The 23,005-nt window shown below is 38.9% G+C and carries 19 protein-coding genes; 8 read left to right on the top strand and 11 right to left on the bottom strand.

Annotated elements, in window-relative coordinates:
* Positions 1-305: 305 nt before the first annotated feature.
* From lon to ACPF64_RS09405, 4 genes are all read left to right on the top strand, one after another.
* Positions 306-2,735, top strand: a complete 2,430-nt coding sequence (gene lon / locus ACPF64_RS09420) for an endopeptidase La (protein WP_045434518.1) — start codon at positions 306-308, stop codon at positions 2,733-2,735.
* 304 nt (positions 2,736-3,039) lie between these two features.
* The gene (gene rlmH, locus ACPF64_RS09415) at positions 3,040-3,519 is read left to right on the top strand and encodes a 23S rRNA (pseudouridine(1915)-N(3))-methyltransferase RlmH (RefSeq protein ID WP_003652981.1); all 480 of its coding nucleotides are present in this window, start codon (positions 3,040-3,042) and stop codon (positions 3,517-3,519) included.
* A gap of 112 nt (positions 3,520-3,631) precedes the next feature.
* A complete protein-coding gene (locus ACPF64_RS09410; RefSeq protein WP_231761673.1) occupies positions 3,632-4,408 on the top strand; it encodes a DODA-type extradiol aromatic ring-opening family dioxygenase in 777 nt (258 codons plus the stop codon).
* A 168-nt stretch (positions 4,409-4,576) separates the two neighbouring features.
* Entirely contained in the window at positions 4,577-5,686 is a 1,110-nt protein-coding gene (locus tag ACPF64_RS09405) for an META domain-containing protein (RefSeq protein ID WP_426456082.1), read from the top strand.
* A 55-nt stretch (positions 5,687-5,741) separates the two neighbouring features.
* On the opposite strand, the gene gdhA is transcribed toward ACPF64_RS09405, so the two are convergent.
* Positions 5,742-7,145: an NADP-specific glutamate dehydrogenase gene (gene gdhA, locus ACPF64_RS09400; protein WP_426456081.1), complete on the bottom strand. Its 1,404-nt coding sequence runs from the start codon at positions 7,143-7,145 to the stop codon at positions 5,742-5,744.
* A gap of 272 nt (positions 7,146-7,417) precedes the next feature.
* On the opposite strand from gdhA, the gene ACPF64_RS09395 reads away from it, so the two are divergent.
* Together ACPF64_RS09395 and nth are read left to right on the top strand one after the other, a co-directional pair.
* On the top strand, positions 7,418-8,209 hold the full coding sequence (locus tag ACPF64_RS09395; RefSeq protein ID WP_270902929.1) for an RnfABCDGE type electron transport complex subunit B: 792 nt from the start codon (positions 7,418-7,420) through the stop codon (positions 8,207-8,209).
* Complete coding sequence (nth, locus tag ACPF64_RS09390; RefSeq protein ID WP_426456080.1) at positions 8,210-8,896, top strand: endonuclease III; 687 nt, start codon at positions 8,210-8,212, stop codon at positions 8,894-8,896. It begins immediately after the preceding gene.
* Here nth and ACPF64_RS09385 read toward each other — a convergent pair.
* The 9 genes from ACPF64_RS09385 to ACPF64_RS09345 all read right to left on the bottom strand — a co-directional run bounded on the left by ACPF64_RS09385 (position 8,893) and on the right by ACPF64_RS09345 (position 19,639).
* Positions 8,893-9,075, bottom strand: a complete 183-nt coding sequence (locus ACPF64_RS09385) for a hypothetical protein (protein WP_198078904.1) — start codon at positions 9,073-9,075, stop codon at positions 8,893-8,895. The two genes, nth and ACPF64_RS09385, sit on opposite strands and share 4 nt — an antisense overlap.
* 64 nt (positions 9,076-9,139) lie before the next feature.
* Complete coding sequence (locus ACPF64_RS09380; RefSeq protein WP_198078891.1) at positions 9,140-10,324, bottom strand: VWA domain-containing protein; 1,185 nt, start codon at positions 10,322-10,324, stop codon at positions 9,140-9,142.
* 3 nt (positions 10,325-10,327) lie between these two features.
* On the bottom strand, positions 10,328-12,673 hold the full coding sequence (locus ACPF64_RS09375) for a DUF5682 family protein (protein WP_426456079.1): 2,346 nt from the start codon (positions 12,671-12,673) through the stop codon (positions 10,328-10,330).
* 74 nt (positions 12,674-12,747) lie between these two features.
* Positions 12,748-13,830 (bottom strand): ATP-binding protein, encoded by a 1,083-nt coding sequence (locus ACPF64_RS09370; protein ID WP_198078893.1) that lies wholly within the window; start codon positions 13,828-13,830, stop codon positions 12,748-12,750.
* A 32-nt stretch (positions 13,831-13,862) separates the two neighbouring features.
* Positions 13,863-15,500 carry a hypothetical protein gene (locus ACPF64_RS09365; protein ID WP_426456078.1) on the bottom strand — a complete coding sequence of 546 codons (1,638 nt, stop codon included), beginning with the start codon at positions 15,498-15,500 and terminating at the stop codon, positions 13,863-13,865.
* Entirely contained in the window at positions 15,491-16,822 is a 1,332-nt protein-coding gene (locus tag ACPF64_RS09360) for an SWIM zinc finger family protein (RefSeq protein WP_426456077.1), read from the bottom strand. Before ACPF64_RS09360 ends, ACPF64_RS09365 begins: the two co-directional genes overlap by 10 nt.
* A 185-nt stretch (positions 16,823-17,007) precedes the next feature.
* Positions 17,008-17,661 carry an adenylate kinase gene (gene adk / locus ACPF64_RS09355; protein WP_003652994.1) on the bottom strand — a complete coding sequence of 218 codons (654 nt, stop codon included), beginning with the start codon at positions 17,659-17,661 and terminating at the stop codon, positions 17,008-17,010.
* 86 nt (positions 17,662-17,747) lie between these two features.
* A complete protein-coding gene (locus ACPF64_RS09350; protein WP_003652996.1) occupies positions 17,748-19,061 on the bottom strand; it encodes a membrane protein in 1,314 nt (437 codons plus the stop codon).
* 59 nt (positions 19,062-19,120) lie between these two features.
* On the bottom strand, positions 19,121-19,639 hold the full coding sequence (locus ACPF64_RS09345) for a hypothetical protein (protein WP_005042185.1): 519 nt from the start codon (positions 19,637-19,639) through the stop codon (positions 19,121-19,123).
* A gap of 235 nt (positions 19,640-19,874) precedes the next feature.
* Between ACPF64_RS09345 and mrdA the strand changes: the two genes are divergently transcribed.
* Both mrdA and rsmD read left to right on the top strand, forming a co-directional pair.
* Positions 19,875-21,887 (top strand): penicillin-binding protein 2, encoded by a 2,013-nt coding sequence (mrdA, locus tag ACPF64_RS09340; RefSeq protein ID WP_151743937.1) that lies wholly within the window; start codon positions 19,875-19,877, stop codon positions 21,885-21,887.
* The gene (gene rsmD / locus ACPF64_RS09335; protein WP_426456075.1) at positions 21,887-22,432 is read left to right on the top strand and encodes a 16S rRNA (guanine(966)-N(2))-methyltransferase RsmD; all 546 of its coding nucleotides are present in this window, start codon (positions 21,887-21,889) and stop codon (positions 22,430-22,432) included. Before mrdA ends, rsmD begins: the two co-directional genes overlap by 1 nt.
* A gap of 73 nt (positions 22,433-22,505) precedes the next feature.
* On the opposite strand, the gene ACPF64_RS09330 is transcribed toward rsmD, so the two are convergent.
* Positions 22,506-22,961 (bottom strand): hypothetical protein, encoded by a 456-nt coding sequence (locus ACPF64_RS09330; protein ID WP_426456074.1) that lies wholly within the window; start codon positions 22,959-22,961, stop codon positions 22,506-22,508.
* Positions 22,962-23,005 lie beyond the last annotated feature (44 nt).

Raw genomic sequence — 23,005 nt, 5'->3', positions numbered from 1 at the left:
TCGAATAAGTTTTACATTATTGTTAACAATACATTGCTTATAAATGGCACAAGAAACTGATTACTTTCCACCCAAACGGATTTTTTATTATATGAATATTTCATAATTATTAAGCTAAATTACTTATCCTTGCTACAAAATTTTATTCTTCTTAAGAATTAATTCATTGATTCATAATATTTTTAAAAAAAGTTGACTAAATTAGTCATTTTTTCCACATTTTCTATTGAAAGGCCCTTGTAATTTTCAAAATACACATCACTATAAAAACATGGCAACCTCGTTGTCACTCATTAGGAGTGCCCATGTCTGAACTTATTATGAATGAAAAAACTGACTTAGAGCCTCAGGTTCCAAGTGTATTACCACTTTTAGCGTTACGTGATGTAGTGGTCTATCCACACATGCAAATTGCGTTATTCGTGGGTCGTGAAAAATCGATCAATGCAGTTGATGTGGCTCGTAACAGTGACAATTTAGTATTTGTAGTTGCGCAAAAAGATTCGCTTACAGAAGATATTGATCACGATAACCTTTATCAGTACGGAACTGTCGCTAAGATTGTTCAGGTTGTAAATCATGAGAATGATGAAAACTGCATCAAAGTACTGATTGAAGGGTTACAGCGCTCTAAGCTTGAAAAAATTATCGATGAAGATAGCCATTTGACTGCTGAGCATAGCTTAAGTCCAATGACAATTAACGTAGATAAAGCTACTCAAGAAACTCGTTTACAAGAGTTACGTACTTTATTTGCTCAATACGCTGAAGCAAAATTACGTAATGCACGTGAACTGGTTGCAGCTGCTAATAAAATTGAAGACTTGCTACAGCTTATGTTCTTCGTGGCAACACGTGTGCCTCTAAATATTGAAATTAAACAGAAGTTTTTAGAGCACGATGAGTTTGAAGCACATTTGCAAGAGCTTATGAGCTACTTGGTGAATCAATCTGCAGAACAGCAAATTGAACAAACTTTGCATGACAGCGTAAAACGCCAAATGGAAAAAAACCAACGTGAATACTTTCTAAATGAAAAAATGAAAGTCATTCAACGTGAACTTTCTGACATGAATGGCGGCGCTGAAGATGACGTTGCTGAAATAGAAAAACGTCTTGCTGAAGCTGATTTACCTGAACACGTACGTAAAAAAGCTGAAGCTGAGTTCCGTAAGCTTAAAGCAATGCAACCAGCATCTAGTGAAGCGGCTGTTGTACGTAACTATCTAGAAGTAATTTTAGATACGCCGTGGAATAAAGCGAGCAAAGTGAGTATTAACCTTGCGAAAGCTCAAGAGATTCTTGATACAGATCACTACGGCTTAGATGACGTTAAAGATCGTATTGTTGAATACTTGGCTGTTCAGTCTCGTGTTAAAAAACTCAAAGGTCCGATTCTATGTTTAGTAGGCCCTCCTGGTGTCGGTAAAACTTCACTTGGTGAGTCAGTTGCAAAAGCAACAGGTCGTGAATTTGTTCGTATGGCGCTTGGTGGCGTACGTGACGAAGCAGAGATTCGTGGTCACCGTCGTACTTATATTGGCGCGATGCCAGGTAAAATCGTGCAGTCTTTAACAAAAGTTGGCGTGAAGAACCCATTGTTCTTACTCGACGAAATTGACAAGATGGCGCAAGACTACCGTGGTGATCCAGCTTCTGCATTACTTGAAGTATTAGATCCATCACAAAACAGTAAGTTCAACGATCACTATTTAGATCTTGATCTTGACCTGTCTGAAGTGATGTTTATCTGTACTGCAAACAGTATGAATATTCCTGAAGCATTGCTTGACCGTATGGAAGTTATTCGTCTACCGGGTTATACCGAAGATGAAAAAGTGAACATTGCTGAACGTTACCTTGTTCCAAAAGCGATTAAGAACAATGGTCTGCGTGCAAAAGAGTTAACAATTCATGAAGAAGCGATTCGTGATATTGTTCAGCGCTATACACGTGAAGCTGGTGTACGTAGTTTAGAACGTGAAGTGTCTAAAATTGCGCGTAAAGTGGTAAAAGAAGCCGTAAGTAAAAAGTCTAAAAACTTACAGCTTGATATTACCTCTGCCAATCTTCCAGAATACTTAGGTCCACACAAGTTTGACTTTGGTATTGCAGAAGATGAAGCGCAAGTAGGCCGCGTAAATGGTCTAGCTTGGACATCTGTAGGTGGTGAGTTGCTTACCATTGAAGTTGCAGCTGTCAAAGGTAAAGGTAAATTCATTACCACTGGTTCTCTCGGTGATGTCATGAAAGAGTCTATTACCACAGCAATGACTTTAGTACGTACGCGTGCCGATGAGCTAGGTATTGAGGCTTCTCGTTTTGAAGAAACTGATGTACACGTTCACTTACCAGAAGGTGCGACACCAAAAGATGGTCCATCTGCTGGTTTAGCGTTAACCACTGCCCTTGTATCAGCATTTACAGGTATTGCGATTCGTCCAGATATTGCAATGACTGGTGAAACAAGTTTAGGTGGTCGTGCAATGCGTATTGGTGGCTTAAAAGAAAAACTTCTTGCAGCACACCGCGGTGGGATCAAACTTGTATTTATTCCACAAGACAATGTTCGTGATTTGGCAGAAATTCCAGCCAATGTTAAAGAAGGTTTAGAAATCAAAGCTGTAAAAAGTATTGATGACATCTTACCTTTAGCATTAGTCTCAATGCCAAAGCCTTTACCTAAAACACCGATTGTAAAACCGGTGGAAGGTTCAAAAGCAGCACGTCACTAATTGAAATGTGAAAAAAGAGAGCTTCGGCTCTCTTTTTTTTGTTACACAATTTGATTGAAAAATATCCAACCATCCTCATAATAGGTATTAAGAGTATTTAATTAAATTAAGTATTCTTCGTTATCTGTTGTTTTATAGATAGCCTTGTTTTTATTCTCTATGATCATCTGAACTCCAGACAGATGATCATTTGATCGCAGTCCAACACCGTTTTTTGGACTGCGTTTTTTATGCCTATTTTACTACCACGAACTTATCTCTTCCTCAGGTATAATGCGCAAGCTGCTTTGAATGAATAGATAACATGAAAATTCGTATTCTGACCATTGGTCAAAAAATGCCTGCTTGGGTTCTCACTGGGTTTGAAGATTATTTCAAACGCATCCAGCCTTTTGTGCAAACTCAAGTCATTGAACTTCCTATGGCCAAACGTGGTAAGAATGATTCAGAAGCAGATATTTTAAAGTATTGCCAAATTGAAGGCGAAAGTATTCTAAATGCATTAAAACCAAATGAAACTTTAATTGCCCTAGAAGTCGGTGGTCGAGAACTCAGTACAGAAAAATTAGCTGACACCATGAAACAGTGGATGCTTGAAGGTAATGATGTAGTACTTGCGATTGGTGGCCCAGATGGTTTATCGGATCAGGTACGCAAAGCTGCGGCATGGCATTGGTCACTCTCAAAACTAACAATGCCACATCCTTTGGTACGGGTTTTATTAATTGAACAACTATATCGAGCGATGACTATTAATCATAATCATCCCTATCACCGTGCATAAAAACAACAACCGTTTCATTTTAGGAACAATCCGTTGAAATCAGGATACTTTTATCATGTCCTGATTTTGGCATAATGACTATTATTCTGCTTTTCAACTCAGGTGTAATGCAATGGAACTACAAACCCTTCCCGGACTGTTTATTTCACATGGTTCACCCATGCTTGCACTTGACCCGGAACAAGTAGGACCAGCTCTACACCGCTTAGGTACAAATCTTCCTACACCAAAGGCAATCATTGTGATGTCTGCGCATTGGGAAAGTAAAGCACTTGAAGTTTGTATTGCGACACGTCCTGAAACATGGCATGACTTCCGCGGCTTTCCTAAAGAGCTATATGAAATTCGCTACAGCGCACCTGGGCAGCCAGCGCTCGCCGAAGAAATCTTAAAACTACTGGCAGATGCTCATTTTGTTGCTCATGCCAATAGCACCCGTCCTCGTGACCATGGTGTATGGATGCCTCTATTGCATATGTACCCTGACGCCGATATTCCTGTAGTCGAAATTTCTTTGCCAACCAATTTAAGTGCACAAGAAATTTATCGTATAGGACAAACTCTCGCACCTTTACGTGACAAACAAGTTTTACTCATTGGTTCAGGCAGCATTACCCATAATCTTGCAGAGTTATCTTGGCAAGGAGACAACTCTAAAGTTCCTGAATGGGCTTCAACTTTTAGAAATGCTGTCGTTAATAAACTTACCCATCAAGATTATGATGGTGTACTGGAATGGCAATCATTGCCTTATGTCAAACGTAATCATCCTACCCTTGAACATTTTGCGCCTTTGTTCTTTGCTATGGGCACAGGCAATCGCTTTACGATTGTTCACAGCAGCTTCACAATGGGCTCACTAGGCATGGATATCTATCGTTTTGATTAATTATTAGCAAATACCCCGTTTTTCGGGGTATACCATTATTTTTGTTGAAAATTAGAATAACTTACAAACTTATACATTTTAAAAACCGAAACAATCAAATGTTTACATTTTCTTTTTTTAAGAATGTTTTAAGCTTATTGCTGTTGTTTTTTTACTTGAAGTTTTTAAATGAAAATTAAATATTTAATTCTTGCGTTATTACCTTTTTCTTTGATGGCGTGTCAAACAGTTACAAATACTCCAGCTCCGATTGTATCTGAGCAACAACAAAACCTTGCAGTCACTTTAGGTGAATATGCTTGGACATATCAAAATGTAAAAGCTTCTAAACCACTTATCCTTAACTTTAATACAGATAGCAAATTAGCAATCAATACAGGTTGTAATGGCCAAGGCGGTACGTGGAAAGTTGAAGGTAACCAACTTATTACTTCTAACCTTGTTTCAACTAGAATGGCTTGCCAAGATGACTTGATGAAACAAGAACAACTTTCTAATAGCATCTTTAATGAAGCAAAATTACCAATCGAAATTAGCAACAATAATGGTCAGGTGATTTTAAGCGTGACAGATAAAACTGGTCAAAAGCACATTTTCCAAGGTCAAAAAGCAGTTAATACTCAAGCTTTAACAGATTATTCTTGGTCTTATCAGCCTGAAAATACAAAAAAACCAATCGTTCTTAACTTTAGCAATGACCGTTTATCTATCGCAACAGGTTGTAACCGCCAAGGAACAACTTGGAAAGTTGAGAACAATACGATTGTAACGGCTGACGTAATGTCAACGATGATGGCGTGTGAACCTGCTTTAATGAAACAGGAACAATTTTCTAGCAGCCTCTTCCAAAAGCGTGCAATTCCATTTGAGCTTAATACAACAAATGTTGATCAACCAACATTAACGGTAACTGATGCGCAAGGTCAAAAATATACCTTTACTGGTAAAATGACACCTGAAGCAAAATATCAATCTGAAGGGAAAACTATTTTCCTAGAAGTTGCTCCACAAACTAAATCATGTACTGGTGTAGCACCACAAACATGTATGCAAGTTCGTGAAATTAAATATGATGACAAAGGTGTTAAAACTTACGCTGACAAAAACTGGTCATTATATTATGGTCAAATTGAAGGTTTCGAACATAATCCAGACCAACGCGTAATTTTACGTGTAAAACGTTTTGAAGTGAAAAATCCAGCAGCAGACCAATCTAGCCTAGCAGATGTGTTAGATATGGTTGTAGAGCAAGAGTTAGTTAAAAAACCTAAAAAATAAGTTTTTAGATTAAAAAAATCCGATGCTCAGGCATCGGATTTTTTTATTTCTATTCTTAGAAAATACCTTGAGCAAGCATTGCATCAGCTACTTTTACAAAGCCTGCAATATTGGCGCCATCAACATAGTTAACAGTACCGTCTTCTTTTGTACCGTATCTTACACAATTGGCATGAATGTCTTTCATAATTGCATGTAGACGCTCATCGACCTCGGCATGGGTCCAGCTTAAACGAATTGCATTTTGAGACATTTCTAAACCAGACGTTGCGACACCACCTGCATTAGATGCTTTTCCTGGCGCATACAAAATTTTGGCTTTGATAAAGTGTTCAACTGCCTCAAGTGTAGATGGCATATTAGCGCCTTCAGCCACGCACATTACACCATTTGCGATCAACGTTTTAGCATCATCACCTGTTAATTCATTTTGCGTCGCACATGGCAAAGCAATGTCTACAGGAATATGCCAAGGGGTTTTCCCTTCAAAATACTCAAAACCATGTTTAGAAGCAAACTCGGAAATGCGGCCACGCTTAACGTTTTTAAGATTCATCACTTCATCAAGTAATTCATCTGTAAAACCATTTTTTACATAAACAGTTCCGTTAGAGTCAGATAAAGTAACAACTTTTGCTCCTAAGAACATGGTCTTCTCTGCCGCGTATTGCGCAACATTACCCGAACCAGAAACAGAGACTGTTTTGCCAACGAAAGACTGCCCACGCGCTTTTAGCATTTCTTCTGCAAAATAAACCGTACCATAACCAGTAGCTTCAGGACGCATTAAGCTACCACCAAATGAAATTCCCTTACCGGTAAAAACACAAGCAGTGTCGTTACTCAGCTTTTTCATCATGCCTGCCATGTAACCGACTTCACGCGCGCCCACGCCAATATCTCCCGCAGGAATATCAGTATTCGGACCCAAATGACGGTACAGCTCAATCATTAATGCCTGACAGAATCTCATAATTTCAGCATCAGATTTACCTTTAGGATCGAAATCTGAACCACCTTTGCCCCCACCCATTGGTAAGGTTGTAAGTGAATTTTTAAAAGTCTGCTCAAAACCTAAAAATTTTAAAATTGATAGATTGACCGATGGATGGAAACGCATTCCGCCTTTGAATGGACCAATTGCTGAATTGTATTGAACACGGAAAGCTCGGTTAACTTGAGTCTGACCTTGATCATTCATCCATGAAACACGAAATTGAATCACACGCTCTGGTTCAACAAGGCGTTCTAACAATCCCTGCTCTGCATACTCTGGATTTTTTTCAATAAATGGCCACAAACTCGTCATGACTTCTTCAACAGCTTGCAAAAATTCAGGTTGATGCGGATCACGCGCTTGCACGTAATTCAGGAATTCATTTAGATTGTTGTATTTCAATGCAAGGTCCTCAGCATAGTCATGAATTAAATTGGTGCAATACATTATTAAATGCATCATTTAGCAGCAAAATATTAAATCCCTTTCCATCAATTTTAACAATAGTTATTTTAAATTATTTTATTCATCTTAATTATCAAAAACTTATTTTTAGAAAAACTACTCAAAGATAAGAAATAGTAATTTAACTCTTCACTTCTATTGATCTATTATTGTGCAATATTAGCTACATTTTAGGTCAATTAAAAACCCGATAAATTCGTTAAAATCCATTGACCTTACTTAGGTTTTTCTTCATTATCGCATCGTTTTAACCAAGCTATTTGCCCACTATGAATTCATCTATTTCTCTCATACGCGAGATTGATGCGTTATTACCACAAACACAATGTGGTCTATGTGGACATCGTGATGGATGTCTACCCTACGCAAAGTCGATTGCTGAAGGTGAAGAAGCAAATAAATGTGTTCCAGGTGGACAACCTGTTGCTGATGCATTGGCAAATCTACTCAATCGCTCTCCATTAACCGCTGAAAGTAGCGTATGGCCTGTACAAACAGATGGTCGCCCACAGCGAATGAAAGCGATTATTCGTGAAGATGAATGTATTGGCTGCACCAAATGTATTAGTGCTTGTCCTGTAGATGCTATCATTGGCAGTGGTAAGCTCATGCATACCATCTTGACCGACTTATGTACGGGTTGTGAGTTATGTATTCCACCTTGTCCAGTAGATTGCATTGATCTGGTTGAGGACACACAAGCCTTACCCAATGAACAACAGCGTGCCGCAGAACAAAATGATTTAAGGCAACGCTACTACTCACATATTCAACGTGAAGAAAAGCGTCGCAGTCACCGTAAAGGTCCTGTGGTACGTGCTGAAATTGACACTCAACTGTTTGCTCAGTTCTCTCAGGTACTTGATGAACTACCGTCAATTGAGCTCACAGAGAAACCTAAAGAAGCTGTGTTAACTGATGCAAAAACTACAATTGAGTTAGCCAAAATCCGTACCCAAATTAAGAAACTGGAAAAACAGCTAGGTGTGCGTGAAGATGCTAAAAAGCGTCTTCAACTCGAAGAATTACAACAGCAACTCATGCAACTACAGGAGGTCTGAATGGCTGTCAAAAATATGACGAAAAAGCAGATTCAAATTTTCTTTGAACGCCTTCGCGAACAACGGCCGTCACCTCAAACCGAGTTAAAATATTCATCTTCTTTTGAGTTACTCATTGCTGTTATGTTGTCAGCTCAAGCCACCGACGTAAGTGTGAATAAGGCAACTGATAAACTTTACCCTGTGGCGAACACAGCCGAGAAAATCTACAAATTGGGTGTAGATGGGTTAAAGGAATATATTAAAACAATTGGTCTTTACAACGCCAAAGCCGAAAATGTCATTAAAACCTGTAAGATTTTAATGGAGCAATTTAACGGTGAAGTTCCAAGCAACAGAAAAGACTTGGAAGCTTTACCAGGCGTCGGACGTAAAACCGCAAATGTTGTTTTAAATACAGCTTTTGGACAACCGACTATGGCCGTCGATACACATATTTTCCGAGTGGGAAATCGAACTGGCTTAGCCGTAGGTAAAAATGTACTTGAAGTTGAGCACCGCTTAATTAAGGTCATTCCTAAAGAATTTATTTTAGATTCACATCACTGGCTCATATTACACGGCCGTTATTGTTGTATCGCCCGTAAACCTAAATGTGCCGAATGTGTGGTTGCAGATGTTTGCAACTGGCCCGACCGTTTCGAATTTGGTGCTACAAAAACAATTCCAACAAAAAACCTCAGTTAATCCTGAGGTTTTTTAAACTGCTGTAATTTAGGATGTAGTTGACGTTCTCGACCATTTTGTTTATTTTCCAAAGCCTGTTGTTTCTGCACATGACGCAGCATTTTTTGACTTTGATACAATAGAAATAATAGTAAAGCTAAACTTAAAATTACCACTACAATCAAAATAATTTTCAGCAAAGAAATATCCTCAATCCACTCAAACGTTTCGATTTGCATGCCATAACAAAATCTTTAACATCTATTATGTCAGATTTTGTTGACTTGCATACCATGCATGAATATCTCGCTTCTCAATTGCAGTTGCCATTAGTTCGGGAAATTGATCAGGTGTACAGGCAAACGTTGGAATCCCCATATCAGCAAAGATCTGTGCATGCTGAGTATCGTACCAAGGCGCACCATCATCAGACAATGCCAATAGCGTAATTACTTGCACCCCACTATCCAGCATTTCAGCAACTTGTTTTAGCATTTGCTTAGCATCTCCGCCTTCACACAAATCACTGATGAGGATAAAAATTGTATCTTCTGGACGGGTAATTTTACTACGACAATATTTAATCGCTTTGGCAATATCAGTTCCTCCACCCAATTGCGTCCCAAAGAGCACATCGACAGGGTCTTCAAGTAACGGCGTTAAATCCGCTAACTCGGTATCAAATACAACCATTTGCGTAGTGACCGCACGAATACTTGCCATGACTGCCGCAAAAACACTGGAATAAATCACAGAGGGAGCCATCGAACCACTTTGATCGACACATAGTACAATGTCTTTTAAAGCCGTTTGTTGGCGTGGATGTCCATGTAATTCATGTGGAATAATCGTTTTAAATTCTTCTTGCCAATGCTTCAAATTGGCTTGAATGGTGCGTTTCCAGTTAATATCTTGCATACGTTTAGGACGGCGTGTATGCGCTGAACGATTAATACTACCCCGAATCGCTTGTTGCAATGGTTGTTTTAGACGGTTTTCAAGCTGCTCTACTAACTGACGTACCACAATACGCGCGGTTTCTTTGGTTTTTTCAGGCATTAAATGATTGAGTGAAATCAAGGTGGAAACCAAATGAATATCGACTTCCACACTCGCCAACAATTCAGGTTCTAACAACATTTGTTGTAAATTCAAACGCTCTAAAGCATCTTTTTGGATGACTTTCACTACAGAAGATGGGAAATACTGTCGAATATCGCCTAACCATTGCGCTACGCGAGGACTAGAATGTCCTAAGCCACCACGGCGATTAGGCTGTTCCTCCTGATAAAGTTCATTCAAGCATTCTTGCATCTTGCTATCTTGTACCGACCAATTGGGTAAATGTGTAGTCGAATTGGGGACTTGCCCTAAAATTAAGCGCCAACGTCGTTCTTGTTCGGCAAGGGCTGGTTGTTCTAAAGTGATCAGCTCTTCATTCATATCCATCACTTAACCCTCGACGGTAACAGGTTGTAAATACGCGTAAATTTCATCTAATACCATTTGAGCACGTGCAATATCTAAAGCACCGACCTCTTGTTTAACTGTGGTCGATTTTTGCGTCACTTTCTGAATTAATTGCTGTGCTTCAGCAGGGCTAAAACTTGAAGCAGTTCTGGCCAAAATTGGTAATAATTCAATAAATTGCTGCTCTTGTAATTGATTAACCCATTGACTCACAGCATCCCAAAGACTTTGCTCATGAATCAATAATAAGGCTTGATGCGTGAGAAAACCTTCAAACCAAGCTGCACTGTAGTCTGCCGTCTGCCCGATTGATAAAGCTCGAGACAGGAACCCTTGTGTCTGCTCAACATCAATCAACTGTTGTTCTCGCGCTAAACGTACACAACAACCATGCAAATAACCTTGCATCTGTTCAAGGTACAATAGTTGTTGCAAGGTATCTTGCCAGAGTTGTTGCAATTCATCTTTTTGTAATTGTTCTAAAAGTTCATATAAAGCTTGTAGTTGTTGGGCAAACTGCTGTGCCATTTCAGCATTCAGTTGTACACAATAATTTGGCAAACTCAACATCAATCGAATCGCTAAATGTTCTACCAACTGATGCAAATGTTGCATTGAAAACTGACGCACACTACCATAACGAATTGCCGTAATTAGCGGCTTTAAGGTAGCTAAAATAATACTTGGATCTTGATGCTGAGTAGTGAGCTCATTTAACTTATCTAAAGCAAGATTTAAACTTTGATCCAATCCCGAAAGCAAAATATTTTCAATCAGTTGAGCGATTTGTGCCACATCTTCACATTGCTTGATCTGATTTTCTAGATAACTTTGTGTAGCAAGCTGAATACTATTGCCCCACAATGACATTTCATTTAGATACAAGCTACTTTCAGGCTGCCAAGACAACTGCCAAATTTCTTTAAAATTCCCTTGCTTTGCACCTGTACCTGTTAATTCTGCCCAAGCAAGACCGAGTAATTTCACACAATGTAAAAATTGGCTTTTTGCCAAGTCGAATGCTTCACGTAAATCAAGAGTAATGTCACGATGTGGTGCTTCGAGTTTTAAGCGAAAATGCTTCACTTGCTGCAAAAAGTCTTTTTGAATTGGCAACTCAATCAATTCATCAGGTACTTGCCCTAATTGTTCATCTTCAAGCAATTTATCTAAAACAGGTTGTGGAAGATCTAAGCCATGATTCAATACCGAACGGATAACCTCAAATAAATCTTCGAGATCAGGAATACGACGCCCCCGTAATTGCAATAATGCCTGAATTAGTTGTACTGCATCTATAATCTGAGCACTAGAAGCATCGTGACCAGCCTGCCGTAAAGCATGAGCAAATTGACTTAACCAATCAATTGTAATTTTCTCACCATCGACATCTGTATCTAGTGCATGCTGATAATGTTTCCATAAATGTGTATACCAACCAACAGCATTCACACCTGCACCATAACCACTGTCTCTACTCAAACGCCCGTGTGTCCATGCAATCCATGCAGCATCAACTTTCACTTTAGGCAAGCCTTTGAGCAAAGCAGTATCAGCTTTATTTTGGGCTTTTAGATCCGCCAATATAGGTGCATGCCATGCCCCACAAATCACCACAATATTTTGATAGCCTTGCTTTTCTGCTTGCTTGATCACTTTGCGCATATAAGCTTCGCGATATTGCTCAAGTAATTGATCTTCGCTGGTGTAGTTTTCAGGTTGTTGACTTAGCAAATGATCACGTAAAGCTGCCATCGCATCGCTAATAGCAGTAAACATTTGTCCAGCATGTGGTTGCTGTTCGACTAGATGCTCCCAAAAACGCTCACTATCTTGATAACCTGCCTGTTCAGCCAATAATTGAATTGGATCTCGGCGAATAGAAAGATAATGCTGTTCCAGATTGTGTTCTGGCTCAATATCATCTTGCTGATTCAGCTCAACCTCTTGCTCATCTGCTAAAACTTGCTCTTGCTGTAACCGTTGCTCTGCCCATTGTTTTTCCAGCGCAAAACGATGTTGCAAAGGTAAATCCATAAACTCTACCGCGACTTGCGTACGCAGCGCATATTGCAGAGCTTGCCACTCAGGTGAAAACTCAGCAAAAGGATAGAATACCGCCTGTGAGCGCACTTCTTTTTGTACAGGAGTATTCAACAACAATGCCACAGGTGGCTTAAAATCAGCATGTTGCAATTGGGCTATGATTATATTGGCATCAGGGGGTCCTTCAATCAAAATACAATCAGGTTGAATCGAAGCCAAAGCATTACACACACTACGTGCGGAACCAGGTCCATGATGACGAATACCGAGAATATGCAGCATTTTTTATCCTTTATTCCGATCAAATCTTCTCCTTTCCAAGAAGAAGATTAAGATCAGGTCTTCATTATTTGGTTTTATTCTAAGTCACGACAAGCACGATACAGGTCTTGCCAACCCTCACGTTGTTTAATCACGGTTTCAAGATATTCTTTCCAAGGCACAACATCTTGGACAGGATCTTTTAATACAGCACCTTGTAGACCTGCTGCTAATTCATGGTCAGTCAAATTGCCTGAACCAAAATGTCCGGCCATTACCCAACCATGACTCATCACAGAAATAGCTTCAGCTGTTGATAATGTACCCGTAGTGGTTTTTAGCTTTTGCTTTCCATCCAAAGTTTGCCCATGACGTAATTCTCTAAAAATTGTAACTAGTTTTTGAATTTGAGCGTCTAAAGGCTGAATCTCAGGAAGTTGTAAACTTTTACCTAATGACTGAACACGCTTTTGTACGATCTCGACTTCTTCTGCGATTGTGGCAGGCGGCGGTAAAATTACGGTATTAAAACGACGTTTTAATGCAGAAGAAAGTTCATTTACTCCCTTATCACGGTTATTCGCGGTAGCAATTACACTAAAACCTTGTACCGCTTGATACTCAATACCCAACTCAGGCACAGGTAAATTTTTCTCAGAAAGCAAAGTGATCAAAGTATCTTGAACATCTGCAGGAATACGAGTGAGTTCCTCCACACGGGCGATCTTACCTTCTTGCATCGCACGCAACATCGGGCTTTTGACTAAAGCATCTTCACTTGGGCCTTTAGATAAAAGCTGGGCATAGTTCCAGCTGTAACGTAAAGTATCTTCGCTAGTTCCGGCTGTACCTTGAATCAATAAAGCGCTATTCCCCGAAATAGCAGTTGCCAAATGTTCTGACACCCAAGATTTTGCGGTGCCCGGCACTCCTAATAATAATAATGCCCGGTCAGTTGCCAAAGTTGCGACTGCGATTTCCATTAAACGGCGATTACCAATATATTTAGGTGAAATCACAGTGCCATCAGCCAAAGTGGTCCCCAATAAATAGTCCACGACAGCTTTCGGTGAAAGTTGCCATTGTGGTGGTTTCACTAAATTGTCATGTGCCTTTAATGCATCCAACTCATGAGAAAACTGTTGTTCTGCACGTGCACGTAAAACTTGTTGAGACATGTGGATTATCCTGATTTATGATTTATTGATAATTAAGCAATAATTTTTTGTTTGTACTGATTAAACTGAATAAGTTGTTTCCATTCAGAAATAGAAAAAAGAGGTTGTAAGCAACTGAAATCAATTGGATAAGCTTCCAAAATCAGACATTGTGCCTGCTCTTTTAGTAATACAAATTTATTTTGATCCTGCTGCAAGTCTAAAGTCTCATATGCATGTTGTATTAATACGGCTGCCATCTCTGAGATATTTTGATCTTGATGCAAGACTTGGGCTCTTTGAAATACAAACCAAAAATGTTCTAAATCCTGTTTTTGATAATGGGACTCGAGTTGTTTTATTAATAACTCTGTTGCTAGCTCTTGATCAAGCAGACTAAATATCCACTCACGTTCAAGCCTATTCCCAGTTGATATTGTCACAGCTTCACACCATTTGGTTTGATGTTGATAAAACCATAAAGCTAAATCACGGCGCTGCTCTTGATAACAACGAATAACAAAAGCATTCCAGATATGCTCTTTTTGTTGTGGATGTAATAAAAATAAATGATCCCAAGTACCAAATAATTCTAACCAATATGCGAGTGGCAATTGGATTAAAATTCTTTTGAGGTAAAGTACTCCCTGCGAACTTTCACAAAATGCCTGATAAGCTTGTTCGACTTGAGAGCTTTGATAAGCCGTTTTTAAACTTTTACGACTTTCAAGCAAATTTGCTTCTCGATCAAAAAAACCATAATCATTCAATGCGTCATCTTGATCTAAGTTAATATGAAATTTAACTTTTTTAGCTTGAGCATCGTAGCTCAAACATGCACGCAGTAACGCCATAATCTCGTTATAAAGTGCATTATCTTGATAATATAAATAGAAACCTAATGCAGCATTATTGCGTACTGTCGCTGCATTCTGTGGTTCCAGTGTTTTCACATGCTGGTATAAAGCCTCAAATTGGTTTACTGGCATGTTATATGTCACTAGACTTTCAGCATGACTTTGCAAATGATTTTTTTGAATGGATTGCGACCAAAACTCTGCAATATGTTCATGAATAAAGTTCGGCAATTGATCGCATAATTGGCTTATCAACAATGACCATTCGCTATTTTTTGATTTCAACAACTGGCGGATCAATGGTGCTGCATCGTGTTGTTTCACATATTTCCATACCCTTTTCGTATCATCCACACGTGTTGTAACATCTCCTTGAAATACAAATTCAGGTAGAATAGCTGCCAATAACACTGGGTTTCGACATAGTGGTAGAAGTTTCAACACCAAATAACGAGGAATCACTTGTTGCTGCTGTTGAGCAAGTTTAAAAATTTGATTAACCCAATTCTGATATAAAAATGGCGACTCTTGCGCAACAACCCATTTCAAAATTTGCACGAGTTGATTATCTAGTTGCTTTTCATTTTCTATCTGATCAATCTCGGCGATATTCTTTTGGAATGTTTCTGGCACACCTTGCGCTTGATAACCTGCTTGTTGCATCAGCACCCAATATTGGTTCAAGACTAATAAATCTTGAGCTGAATCAATTTGTTTAGGTACATAGATTTGCAATTCATCAGGGACTTTTACAGTCTGTTTAAATTGTTGCCCCAGAGTCAGTTTGAGTAACAACTGCTGATTGAACTCACGGTATGATGTGGTTAAAGACATTCAAAATGCCCTCCTTGCCAAATACTTATAAGTTTAAGTCTCAACCCATCCCACTCTACGCCAGCACTGAATGACTCAGCCCCCACTAAAAACCACAACTCAACAAATTGCTTAATTTCAATTTCACACATCTTTTGATCCTGATCGACCAAATAAATTGTTTTACCAAGCTTTACTAGACGTAATTGCTCTAGCCAGAAAAAGCGTACTAATTGCAAAGGATATTGTTTTAAGCCATTTGCATATTGAGTAAATGCTTTGTCAAAATTTTTAAAGCCTTTCGGCTCAACAAGCGTTGGGCTCAGATCATTAAATGATATTAAATTATCTTCCAGACGTAAGCGTTGTTGACTTATCACAGGATAAAGTTTGACATTTATAGGCAATTGTTTTTGATAAGGTAGGGTCAATCCAAAGTTTGAATGAGGTGGTATTTCAAAATCTAGTATTAAGTAATCTCGCAGATTCTGACTATCCCATAACCATTGACGACGATAACGTCCCCGACTGTTGACCAACTCGCGTGTCACTTGTCCTAGTGCGTAAAGATCAAGTTTATGAACTGATATGTTATCCCACATATCAGCTGGTAAATTAATACCAAATAACTGTTTCACCTCTTCATAAAGCTCAGGTTTAAGATGCTGACGGTTCTGCCATAAATGAATAGCCGTTTGTAATTTAGCCAACCAGAATGAACTCTCCATTTGCCAGTTGGTTTGATACAATGCACTAGAAAATTCATCTAAATAAATCACCAAACCTGCAACTTGAGCATCTACTAACCGACTTTGAATATCTCTGAATTTCTCGTGTTGTTGTTGGCGTAAACGCCCTAATCCTATAGCCACTACATCATTTAACCATGTTTGTAATGCATCAATCCCAGCATCCATTTTTTTCTCGCGCGCCAATTGGCGTTTGAGTCGAGCTTCTTCATCAATCGGTTTATCAATCTTGTTTTCTTTTTTCTCAAGAGTTTTGTTTTTTTTATCACGCCATTTTTGTACACGATCAGGTATGTTTTGTTCATCTGATTGCACAACAAATTTATCTTGATATTCTGTATAGACAAATAATAATGCTAAAGCATGTTTACAAGGTCGTTTAAAACTTGGACAACTACATTCACACTTCAGTTCAGGTAAAAAAATTGCACTTTGATAAATTGAACTACCTTGAATTTCTCCCCAAATCCATTGGTCAACTGAACCTGAAATATTATTCCACGCTTCAAATTTTGCTAGTTTCTTAGCTGATTTTGCTGAACTTGCATCTGGAATAATCTGTTCCACCTGATCAGGCTGAATTGTCAGCAACATATTTAACCCTTTAAAATAATTTTTTAATATCAATGTTTTGGTTTATACAATTAAACATACTATAAATGTTTTAAATCTACTTTTACATACTACTTTCACATGGTGCGACACATTATGTCGCCAATTATTATTGATATAAAAAAACTGCCCAATGAAACCATCAGGCAGTTTTAATAAAAAATAAATTATTTATCTAAAATATTAAACAAGTCTGTTTGTACATCTTCAATTGTACGTAAACCATTAAGCTTGTCATAAGTCGGCGCATTCTCACCAGATGCAGCACGGCTTTGATAGAAGCCAACCAATTGCTCAGTTTCTGTATGATAAGAAGCTAAACGTTTACGGATCGTTTCTTCTTGGTCATCTGGACGTTGAACAAGATCTTCACCAGTTTCATCATCTTTACCTTCCACTTTAGGTGGGTTGTAAACTGTATGATAAACACGACCAGAAGCTGGATGCTGACGACGACCAGAAAGACGTTGTACGATTTCTTCATCAGGAACATCAATTTCAATCACGTGATCAATGCTAATCCCTTCTTTTTCCAAAGCTTCAGCTTGTGGAATAGTACGTGGGAAACCATCGAAAATGCAGCCATTTGCACAGTCAGGTTGAGCAATACGTTCTTTTACTAAACCGATAATAAGTTCATCTGAAACCAAACCACCAGATTCCATTACACTTTTAGCTTTTAGACCTAATTCAGTACCTTCACGAATTGCAGCACGGAGCATATCACCGGTTGAAATTTGTGGGACATTGTAGCGCTTACAGATCAACTGAGCCTGAGTCCCTTTGCCTGCCCCAGGTGGTCCGAGTAAGATAATGCGCATAAAAAACATCCTCATTTAAAACAATGAATGTGAAGCCTGGCAGAACAAGTCTCTTTAATCTTCAATAGATCCTGCCCGACGTCGAATTATAAGAAAGCCACAAACAAATGTATTGTACCAGCAATAAATCCGGTTACCCCACCTAATACAATAAGAATCCATTCATCCTCCTGAAATGCAGGACGCAATAAATTCTGAAACTCTTTGGGTGTCAGTTCGCGAATACGCTCTTTAAACATTTGAAAAATCTTCTGTGCCCGGCTTGCGTTCAGCGCTGGGTCACATACGGGTCCCATCGTAATTTCAATTGAACGATCAATCAAGTCCGTCTTTAACCTTGCGTACTCTCTTGGCCCTAAAGAAAGCTGTAAAGATGTACGAACTAACGGTGTTTCCATAATTTCGTTAATATGACGCTTCACAATGCGGCGGGTTTTATCTTTACGCGGCCCGTACATCATTTCAGTCATAATTGATTTTAACGTAATCAGATCTTCAGTTACTACGCTTGAAAACACATCAGAAACTTCTTCTTGACGCTTCATAAAAGCACCTTGGACATTATAAGTCCCAATTCGAAGAACTGGTACAATCCAAGGGAACTTACGATCTTTTGTTAACCTAAAAATCTGTGGGTAACGAATATAATGTGGCTCAAGAGGGTTAAACACCATCCAAATTGCAATCCAGTTCGTTAAAAAGCCCCAAATCGCAGCCCAAAACGGGACTGTCCAGTGCCAAGGTACGACAAACCAAACAATCATTTGGAAAATACCAAAGAACATTCCAATTAAAGCGCTAATATGCCAAATAAAGTTGATTTCTTTTTGACCAACTTTTAAGAACATGCGTACCATCAAACGGCGATCGCCTTCCATTTGGCTAACGACCATTTCACGCATATTAACCAGTGACTCGACGTTCATGGTCAGCTCAGTCACTAATTCTCTTAACACGCCTGGTAATTGTTTATGCGCCTGAGCATAAATACGGCGTTTAATTGAATAAGGTAAGTTTTCCCAAAGTACAGCATTACGATCGATCATGACTTCATCAATAAGATGTTCAAGCTCAAACCCAACTTGTTCACCAATAATACGTGCCATGTCTTCAGGATCCATTGCTTCTAAAAATTCACGCAATGAACCTAATTTAGATAAAGTATTATCAGTAATAATACCTGAGATACGTCCAGCCTTACGTGGCACAATACCTTGCCAACCTACTGGTAGTGGACCTAAGTGGAAACCCCAAAATTTGATTGGGTAAAACACCATTTTTAAAGCCATCCACACGTGTGCCCATGTAACAAAGGCAGTGACGGGAATAATACTTAAAACGGCCCAAAAATCAGGTCTGTGTAAAAAGGTCTGCCACAATCCGCTGACGTACTCTAACATGTAAGACTCTCGTATTTATTTGTGCTCTGCTTATGGCGAGTTAACAATAAACTGCTTTTTTATAAACCAAAACTTAGAGAATAAGAAAATTGAATTTGTGGTTTAGTATCCGCGGCAACATTTCCATTTTGGTCAGTTAATTTTTCCGCCGCACCAATACCCACACTAAAAGTACTAATTCTTTCTGAATTCAACAATACATAGGCCAAATCGACACCAGCGCCTAAACGGGATTTATAATCACCATCGACCTCTTTACTATCGAGATGCCCAGCATAAAAACCGATATAGTAACCATTTTTATCTGTGCCAGTAAGATAATAAGGATAGCGAAACCCGACTTGGCCACCAGCAGTTTTGTCACCATTCAAAAAAGCGCCAACTTTTGCATAGGCAATACCATAAGGGTTTACCCATTCGCCGTTTAGATGTAATAATTTTTGTGTAAAACCTGCACCCACATTCCACGTAGATGCCGTATGTCCTGCTAATTTTGCTTCTGGAAGAAACGAATAGTCTTGAGCATGAGCCCAACTACTTACCGTCAAAACTGCAAGTAAGGGATAAATTTTTCTCATTATTTTCTCCATTTTCCCTAATCGTATGATGAGAACAACCCTATTCTATTGAATGAGAGACTTTAACAGAATTATTTTGCTTCTTATATACAAGTATCTACAATTTTGTTGTCTGCAAAGTCAAAACGTATCGTATTAAAAGGCAATGAAACTTTGAAAATTATGCAATATTTTAAGCTCTCTTGCGTTAGAATAAGCAGCTATTTTTCTACCCTATGTCATTAAGTCGATCCTTATGAAGCAGCACTTTCCTTTAAAAGATATCCAGCAAGAAAAGCGCATTTATCGAGGACGAATCTTTTTTGCCGTAGGTCTGGTTATCATTTGCTTATTAGTATTAATTAGCCGATACGCTTATCTACAAATTTTCCACTACGACGAATTCTCTACTGCATCTGACAAAAACCGAATTCGCTTGCAGCCACTTCCACCTGCTCGTGGTTATATCTATGACCGAAATGGTGTATTGCTGGCAGACAACTATCCTGTTTTTACAGCAACTTTAAGTAAAACAGATGTAGAAGATGCCGACCATGTTGTTGAACAGCTACAGCCTATTTTAGATCTAACACAAGAAGATATTGACCGTTTCAAAAGTCGTATAAAAACTGCTCGAAAAACTGAACGTGTCGCGATTAAACTTAATCTTACCGAAGCCAATATTGCCAAGTTCAGCGAAGCTAAATATAAATTTCCCGGCGTAAGAATCGAAACACAAATGACCCGTTATTACCCACATGGTGAGTTATTTGCTCATGTGATTGGTTATGTAGGGCGTATTAACGATAAAGAATTAAAAAGTATTGATAAAGATTTATATGCTGGAACCAACCTGATTGGAAAGATTGGGGTTGAGAAAAGCTATGAAGATTTGCTACACGGCACACCAGGGTATGAATCTGTTGAAGCAGATGCTCACAGTAACATATTGCGCCATTTAGGCCGTAAAGATCCTACTCGCGGGAATGACCTCTATTTATCTTTAGATTATGGTTTACAAGTCGTTGCGTCTCAACAGCTCGCAGGCCGTCGTGGTGCCATTGTAGCGATCGACCCTCGTACTGGCGAAATTCTGGCTTTAGTATCTAGCCCAAGTTTCAACCCTAATTTATTTGTGACTGGCATTAACCATAAGGATTATAGCTCTTTACGTGATAGTTTAGATCAACCGCTTTATAACCGTGCTGTACAAGGTGCATATCCACCAGGTTCCACAATTAAACCAATGGAAGCGATGGGTGGCTTACATTACGGTATTGTAGACTGGGCAACAGCAATTTCTGACCCAGGTTATTTCCATTTACCAGGCGATTCACATAAATTCCGTGACTGGAAAAAAACTGGTCATGGCATCGTAAACATGCATAAAGCCATCATTATGTCATGTGATACCTATTTCTATACTTTGGCGAGCCAAATGGGCATTGATAATATGAATCAATGGATGCGCCAATTTGGATTTGGTCAAAAAACTGGTGTCGACTTACCAAGTGAAAGTGAAGGTCTATATCCAAATCCTGAATGGAAAATGCGTACTCGCAAAGCGAAATGGATGAAGGGTGAAACTATTTCTGTGAGTATTGGTCAAGGTGCGTTTACAGCTACCCCATTACAGCTTGCTATGGCTACTGCAATTACAGCCAATCATGGTTCTCATGTCACCCCTCACGTTTTACGTGCTACTCATGGTGCAAAACCATTTACCGTACGTAATGCACCTGATGGAAAAATCAACTTCAACGGAACAGATGAAGACTGGGTAAAAATGCGAGATGCCATGATTGATGTAATTCAATCAGGTACTGGTCGAGGTATTCGTACTCCGTTGTACCAAATTGCAGGAAAGACAGGAACTGCACAGGTTAAAAGTATTGCACAGGGTAAACGCTACAATGAGTCAGCTCTGAGCGAACGCCAACTTGACCATGGTTTATTCGTTGGGTTTGCACCAGCTGACAAACCAGAAATTGCGATTGCCGTGATTTGGGAAAATGGTCGTCATGGTGGTTCTGCTGCCCAACTTGCAAAACCTATTTTTGATTATTGGTTATTAACTCGTAAGAAAAACCCAGTCCGACCAGCAAACCATCAAGTTAATGGCGGATTGATGACAGCTGGCATTAAGCCAGGTGAACTCTCTAGCGGCGGTGAAAGCTCTAGTCCAGCACTGGCTACTCCGACTAAACCAGCAGCATCAACACCACAAGCTACACCAACTCGTCCTGCAACCAATGAGGTCGACGAATAATGAAAAATCAATTACGTATTATTGGCGGCAAATGGAAAAGACGAGTACTACCTTTTGCTAGCATTGATGGCTTACGCCCCACTCCAGACAGAGTACGTGAAACTTTGTTTAACTGGTTAATGTGGGATATTCAAAATGCACATGTCCTTGATGTGTGCACAGGCTCTGGTGCATTAGGTTTTGAAGCATTGTCACGTGGTGCTGCTTCAGTTTATATGATTGAACCAGACAAGACTCAGGCACGATTTTTAAAAGATAATGTTGAGCTATTAAAAGCTCAAAACTGTCATCTAATCAATGCAACTGCTCAACAAGCTCTACCCCGTTTGAAAGAACAGTTCGATGTGGTGTTTTTAGATCCACCTTATAGTCTAGATTTATGGCAAGAACTCTCGAACTTGGCAGAGCCGCATATTAAAAAGAATGGATATATTTACATTGAAGCTGACCGAGATTTATCTCAGCTTCACCTTCCTTCAACATGGCAACAAGTTAAAACAACGAAAGCTGGTACAGTACACGCAGGGCTTTATCAGAAAATTTAATCATGTAGCATTTTTATGATGAATTAATTTACTGGATCTATTTATTTGAATTAGATTATTCTCATTTTGTATTTCAAAATAAATAGATCGTAAAAAATCGTATGAGTTGACCTCGATCATAAGGAAAACTCGAAATATATTCATAACCAATTTTCAGTCTTGGATTAACACTATAATTAACTCCATATCCAACTGAAATGTATAAGTCTTGAATATTAATATGATTCGTTAAACCATTGATGTTTTTGTTCTGAATTTGTCCCGTATCATAGGCTGTATAATTATAAATCACCCAACGCTCATTTGAATAAAATTCATTTTTGAGCACATTATAGTTATTAACTTCATCATCATGCTCAATGGCTAACCGCCTTTGTTCCAAGTTTAAATCTGATTGATCTAACAACTGGTCTGAATCTAGTAAAGTAGAATCACTTTCTGGTTGAAAAAAATCATAGGCCTGAACATACCCACTATAAAAGATAATAATTGCTGTAAAAACAGTATAAATATTTTTATGCACACACATTTTATTTTGCAAATCAAAAAAGGTAGCTTAAAGCTACCTTTTTT

It is taken from the genome of Acinetobacter sp. KB005 (assembly GCF_049949095.1).
Lineage (GTDB): Bacteria > Pseudomonadota > Gammaproteobacteria > Pseudomonadales > Moraxellaceae > Acinetobacter > Acinetobacter calcoaceticus.
Note: the sequence above shows the minus strand (reverse complement) of the source record. Positions and strands in the feature narration are given on the sequence as shown.

Excerpts from the sequence above, each read along its gene's own strand:
- ACPF64_RS09410 (WP_231761673.1), top strand. The coding sequence starts at position 3,632 with ATGGAACTACAAACCCTTCCCGGACTGTTTATTTCACATGGTTCACCC.
- nth (WP_426456080.1), top strand. The coding sequence starts at position 8,210 with ATGGCTGTCAAAAATATGACGAAAAAGCAGATTCAAATTTTCTTTGAA.
- ACPF64_RS09345 (WP_005042185.1), bottom strand. The coding sequence starts at position 19,639 with ATGAGAAAAATTTATCCCTTACTTGCAGTTTTGACGGTAAGTAGTTGG.
- ACPF64_RS09370 (WP_198078893.1), bottom strand. The coding sequence starts at position 13,830 with ATGTCTCAACAAGTTTTACGTGCACGTGCAGAACAACAGTTTTCTCAT.
- ACPF64_RS09395 (WP_270902929.1), top strand. The coding sequence starts at position 7,418 with ATGAATTCATCTATTTCTCTCATACGCGAGATTGATGCGTTATTACCA.
- lon (WP_045434518.1), top strand. The coding sequence starts at position 306 with ATGTCTGAACTTATTATGAATGAAAAAACTGACTTAGAGCCTCAGGTT.
- ACPF64_RS09330 (WP_426456074.1), bottom strand. The coding sequence starts at position 22,961 with ATGTGTGTGCATAAAAATATTTATACTGTTTTTACAGCAATTATTATC.
- ACPF64_RS09405 (WP_426456082.1), top strand. The coding sequence starts at position 4,577 with ATGAAAATTAAATATTTAATTCTTGCGTTATTACCTTTTTCTTTGATG.
- rlmH (WP_003652981.1), top strand. The coding sequence starts at position 3,040 with ATGAAAATTCGTATTCTGACCATTGGTCAAAAAATGCCTGCTTGGGTT.
- adk (WP_003652994.1), bottom strand. The coding sequence starts at position 17,661 with ATGCGCATTATCTTACTCGGACCACCTGGGGCAGGCAAAGGGACTCAG.
- gdhA (WP_426456081.1), bottom strand. The coding sequence starts at position 7,145 with ATGATGCATTTAATAATGTATTGCACCAATTTAATTCATGACTATGCT.
- ACPF64_RS09350 (WP_003652996.1), bottom strand. The coding sequence starts at position 19,061 with ATGTTAGAGTACGTCAGCGGATTGTGGCAGACCTTTTTACACAGACCT.
- ACPF64_RS09380 (WP_198078891.1), bottom strand. The coding sequence starts at position 10,324 with ATGGATATGAATGAAGAGCTGATCACTTTAGAACAACCAGCCCTTGCC.
- ACPF64_RS09365 (WP_426456078.1), bottom strand. The coding sequence starts at position 15,500 with ATGTCTTTAACCACATCATACCGTGAGTTCAATCAGCAGTTGTTACTC.
- ACPF64_RS09360 (WP_426456077.1), bottom strand. The coding sequence starts at position 16,822 with ATGTTGCTGACAATTCAGCCTGATCAGGTGGAACAGATTATTCCAGAT.
- mrdA (WP_151743937.1), top strand. The coding sequence starts at position 19,875 with ATGAAGCAGCACTTTCCTTTAAAAGATATCCAGCAAGAAAAGCGCATT.
- rsmD (WP_426456075.1), top strand. The coding sequence starts at position 21,887 with ATGAAAAATCAATTACGTATTATTGGCGGCAAATGGAAAAGACGAGTA.
- ACPF64_RS09375 (WP_426456079.1), bottom strand. The coding sequence starts at position 12,673 with ATGCTGCATATTCTCGGTATTCGTCATCATGGACCTGGTTCCGCACGT.